This window comes from [Mycobacterium] manitobense, from assembly GCF_025821665.1.
Taxonomy (GTDB): domain Bacteria; phylum Actinomycetota; class Actinomycetes; order Mycobacteriales; family Mycobacteriaceae; genus Mycobacterium; species Mycobacterium arseniciresistens.
In genome coordinates this window covers 1-4,285 of the sequence record NZ_JACKSJ010000041.1, presented here as the reverse complement: position 1 = coordinate 4,285, position 4,285 = coordinate 1, and the positions used below count along the sequence as shown (strand labels likewise).

Annotated in this window: 6 protein-coding genes and 1 pseudogene; 5 read left to right on the top strand and 2 right to left on the bottom strand. The window is 72.1% G+C overall.

Annotation, left to right across the window (positions count from 1 at the left end; genetic code table 11):
• The first annotated feature begins 54 nt into the window (after positions 1–54).
• Positions 55–405: a metallopeptidase family protein gene (locus H7I41_RS05265; RefSeq protein WP_264011520.1), complete on the top strand. Its 351-nt coding sequence runs from the start codon at positions 55–57 to the stop codon at positions 403–405.
• Between the two features lie 80 nt (positions 406–485).
• Positions 486–686: a hypothetical protein gene (locus tag H7I41_RS05260; protein WP_264011519.1), complete on the top strand. Its 201-nt coding sequence runs from the start codon at positions 486–488 to the stop codon at positions 684–686.
• 27 nt (positions 687–713) lie between these two features.
• Here the strand turns inward: H7I41_RS05260 and H7I41_RS05255 are convergent, their stop codons facing one another.
• Positions 714–1,400 carry a histidine phosphatase family protein gene (locus tag H7I41_RS05255; RefSeq protein WP_264011518.1) on the bottom strand — a complete coding sequence of 229 codons (687 nt, stop codon included), beginning with the start codon at positions 1,398–1,400 and terminating at the stop codon, positions 714–716.
• Complete coding sequence (pheA, locus tag H7I41_RS05250) at positions 1,397–2,332, bottom strand: prephenate dehydratase (protein WP_264011517.1); 936 nt, start codon at positions 2,330–2,332, stop codon at positions 1,397–1,399. The genes H7I41_RS05255 and pheA overlap by 4 nt, the downstream gene beginning before the upstream one ends.
• 114 nt (positions 2,333–2,446) lie before the next feature.
• Between pheA and H7I41_RS05245 the strand changes: the two genes are divergently transcribed.
• From H7I41_RS05245 to H7I41_RS05235, 3 genes and pseudogenes are all read left to right on the top strand, one after another.
• A complete protein-coding gene (locus H7I41_RS05245) occupies positions 2,447–3,232 on the top strand; it encodes a DUF2470 domain-containing protein (RefSeq protein ID WP_264011516.1) in 786 nt (261 codons plus the stop codon).
• 25 nt (positions 3,233–3,257) lie between these two features.
• On the top strand, positions 3,258–4,019 hold the full coding sequence (locus H7I41_RS05240; protein ID WP_372503680.1) for a CPBP family intramembrane glutamic endopeptidase: 762 nt from the start codon (positions 3,258–3,260) through the stop codon (positions 4,017–4,019).
• Between the two features lie 44 nt (positions 4,020–4,063).
• Positions 4,064–4,285 (top strand): annotated as a pseudogene (locus H7I41_RS05235) (hypothetical protein); the annotation flags it as partial.

Sequence of the window (4,285 nt, the reverse complement as noted above, 5' to 3'; positions counted from 1 at the left end):
CGCCGCCGCCCGCGCCGGCACCCGGGCCGCCGCCGCCCCCGGCGCCGTAGCCGGGTGGGCGTCCGGATGGGCCAGCAGAGGTTCGACGAGCTGGTCTCGGATGCGCTCGACCTGATTCCCGCCGACCTCGCGGCCGCCATCGACAACGTCGTGGTGCTGGTCGCCGACCGCCACGACGAGGAACCCGGCCTGCTCGGCCTCTACGAGGGCGTCGCGCTCACCGAACGGGACTCCTGGTACGCGGGCTCGCTGCCCGACACGATCACCATCTACCGCGACGCCCTGCTGGACGTCTGCGACTCCGAGGAGCAGGTGGTCGAGGAGGTGGCGATCACCGTGATCCACGAGATCGCCCACCACTTCGGCATCGGTGAGGAACGCCTGCACGAGTTGGGGTGGGGATGAGCGCTCGCGCGAAGACATTCGACCGGCGATGACAGGCGCGGCAACCGCATCATGTCGGCCGGCGGTGCTATGAACGGGCCATGAGTTTCCAGTGCCGGGAGTGCCGGGCCGGGCTGGAGCACTGCCATGGCACGGTGGTCCACCACGTCCGGTTCCGTATGGAGTGCACCGAGGACGGCTGCGAGACGCCCGAGGTGATGCACACCTTCAGCATCGACTGCGAGGCGATCGGCTGCCAGTGCGGTCAGGCCGCGGGCGGGTCCGTCGTCCGCGTCAGTTGACGCCCACCCGACCGGAAGCGGCTCGGGTCAGCCCATCGGGTCGGCGGACTCCAGCGCGTCCTGCACCGGGTGCACGTCGGTCTCGGGATAGAACGGCGGGGTCAGCGTGCCCCACTGCACGCAGCTCCAGCGGCCGTCGGTGACCGGCGCCAGCACCACGGGCTCGGTGTTGGCCAGGTGGTGGTCGAGCGCGAAGCCGCCGTCGACGCCCGCCAGCACCGCAGCGACCAGCCGGATCGCGGCGCCGTGGCTCACCACCACGATGTCGCCGCGCCAGGCGTCGTCGTCGAGGTGGCGCAGCCTGAGCTGGGTGAGCACAGCGACATAGCGGTCGAGGACGTCGTTGCCTGATTCGCCGCCGGGCATCACGGCGTCGAGGTCGCCCTGGTGCCAGCGCTGGTAGATGGATTCGAACTCGGCGATCGCGTCGTCGTCGTTGCGGTCCTCCAGCTCGCCGACCTGGACCTCGTGCAGGCCGTCGAACTCGTGGGCGGGCAGCCCGGCCTGCGCGGCGATCTCGCCGGCCGTCTGCACCGCGCGCACGGCGACCGAGTGGGCGACCATCGCCGGTGGGTGCGCGAGCCCGCGGGCGAATTCCCTGGCCTGTTCGCGGCCGAGATCGGTCAGCTCCCGGCCGGGTGGGCGGGTGTCGAGCCGCCGCTCCACGTTGGACAGCGACTGCCCGTGCCGGACCAGCACCAGCCGTCCGCTCATTGGTTCACCTCCGCGTCACCGAGTCTGCCGTCGCGCAGCGCGGCCAGCCAGTGCGATGCGTCGTCGAGCTGGGGCGGCGGCGCACCGGCAGCCACTCCTGTCGGCCAGGATCCGAGATAGCGCACATCTGCACAACGCCGGTGCAGCGCTCTGAGTGCCTCGGCGACGGCGGCGTCGTCGATGTGGCCGACGAAGTCGAGGAAGAACACGTAGGTGCCCAGTCCCGTTCGGGTGGGCCGGGACTCGATGCGGGTCAGGTCGATGTCACGGACGGACAGCTCGGACATGGCCGTGACCAGCGCCCCTGGCTCGTTGGCCAGCCGCAGCACCACCGAGGTGCGGTCGGCGCCCGTGCGGGTGGGCGGCGGCGCCGGCCGGCCGGCGAGCAGGAAGCGGGTGCGCGCGTTGTTCTCGTCGACGACGCCCGAGGCGAGCGCCTCGAGCCCGAGGCGTTCGGCGGCCAGCACCGTGCTGACCCCCGCATCGGCCCGGCCCTCGGCCACGTCGTGCGCCGCGGCCGCGTTCGACTGGGCGGGCACCACCAGCGCCCCCGGCAGGTTCTCGGCCAGCCACCGCCGGACCTGCGCGGCCGCCACCGGGAAGGCGGCGACGGTCGCGACGTCACCGGTGTGGCCGGGCCGCACCACGATCGTGAACGACACGTCCAGGACGGTCTCGGCGAAGATCTGCAGCGGCGCGCCGACGGCCAGGCTGTCCAGTGTGGGCAGCACCGAGCCCTCGATCGAGTTCTCGATCGGGACGCACGCGTAGTCGGCGGTGCCTGTGCGCACGCACTCCAGGCTGGCCGGTGTGCTCTCGACGGGCACCGGGGTGACGGCGCCGGGGACGGGGATCGCGTCGGCCGCGGCCAACTGCAGCAACGCCGCCTCTGTGAAGGTTCCCTGGGGCCCCAGATAGGCGATGCTCGGCACGTCTCAACCCTATCGGGTGGCCGCGGTAACGCCGTTCCGCTGGAGGGGAGGTCTTGCGCCCTCCGTGCGGTGCTAGTTAAGTTAGGCTCACCTTATCTACCGGGAGGGCGAGCGATGACGAATGCGGCACCGACGACAGCCGAGCGGATCCGCAGCGCATGTGCGCGCGGCGGCGGCGCGATGCTGGCCGTGGAGGGTGTCGAACCCGTCGCGACGCCGATCCACCACCTGCTCGAGGACGGCTCGTTCGCGCTGACGGTGCCGGTCGACGGCATGGTCGCGGGCATGGTCGTCGGCTCGGGCAGCGCAGGCGTCCAGGCGGTGCTCGAGATGACCGACTACGCCCCGCTGCCGTTGCGTGAACCGGTGCGGTCGCTGGTGTGGATCCGCGGCCGACTGCGGGAGGTGGCGGGCGCACACGTCGCGCCGATGCTCGATCTGATCGCCACCTCCGATCCCAATCCGGCTCTGCTGCAGGTCAACTCGAGTGAGAACAACGGTGGCGACACTCGTTATGCACTGATGCGGCTGGAGATCGAGTCGGTGGTGGTGGCCGATTCCACCGGCGCCGAGGCCGTCGGCCTGAGCACCCTGCTCGAGGCCCGGCCCGACCCGTTCTGCGAGATGGAGTCGTGCTGGCTGCAGCACATGGACTCCGCGCACCGCGACGTGGTCGATCGGCTGGCCACCCGGCTGCCCACCGCGCTGCGCCGGGGCCGCGTGCGACCGCTCGGCCTGGACCGCTACGGCGTCCAGTTGCGCGTCGAGAACGAGGACGGCGACCACGACGTGCGGCTGCCCTTCGCCAAGCCGGTCGACGACGTCACCGGGCTGAGCCAGGCGATCAGGGTCCTGATGGGGTGCCCCTTCCTCAACGGACTGCGCGCGCGCCGCGTCTGACCCCACGCCGCACTAGCCTGTGGCGGTGACCGAGCCCGCCGACGCCCAGTCGCCGCAGCGGCGCGTGTTGTGCATCGAGATCGCCGTCGTGCTGGCGGTGACCTTCGGCCTGAGCGCCTACACCGCGCTGCTGAGCCTGATCGAGTCGGTGCTGCAGGGCCTGTCCGGACAGGTGATCGCACTCAATCCGAAGCGCTCGCCGTTCGACCTGATCGACCTCGGGTTCAACCTGACCCGGGTGTTCCAGCTCCTGGCGTGGGGCGCGCTCGGGTTGTACCTGTTGTGGCGCAGCGGGTTCGGGCCGTCGCGCATCGGCCTCGGCCGGCCCCGCAGGCGCGACGTGCTCGGCGGGCTCGGGCTGGCGGCGCTGATCGGCCTGCCGGGCCTGGCGCTGTATCAGGTGGCCCGACTGCTCGGCGCGAACGCCGACGTGGAACCCGCGGAGCTCTACGACACCTGGTGGCGGATCCCGGTTCTGCTGGCGGTGTCGTTCGCCAACGGCTGGGCCGAGGAGATCATCGTGGTCGGTTTCCTGCTCACCCGGCTCCGCCAGCTGCACGTCAACCCGATGGCCGCGGTGGTGATCAGCAGCCTGCTGCGCGGCGCCTATCACCTGTACCAGGGCTTCGGTGCCGGGCTGGGCAATGTGGCGATGGGCCTGGTGTTCGGCTACGTCTACCAGCGAACCGGTCGGCTGTGGCCCCTGGTCGTGGCGCACGCCCTGATCGACGCCGTCGCCTTCGTCGGCTACGCCCTGCTGGCCGGCCGACTCGGCTGGCTGGCGTAGCCCGTCGCCGGGGTCCGCGGACGCCCGGCACGTACATTTCTGCTGTGGACGACAACCGGCCGACACCACGGCAGCCGCCACGGGAGCCGCCGGAGATGATCCGCCGCGACCCGGCGCACCGGCCGCCGCCGGTGTGGCCGCCGCGCCCGCCCACTCCCCCGCGCCGGCTGCCACCGCCGCCCGCGTCGCCCGTCCGCCGCCCCGGCCCGCCACCCGCAGGCTCGTGCCGCTCCGCGTCGCTCTCACCGGCTGCATGCGCCGGCTCT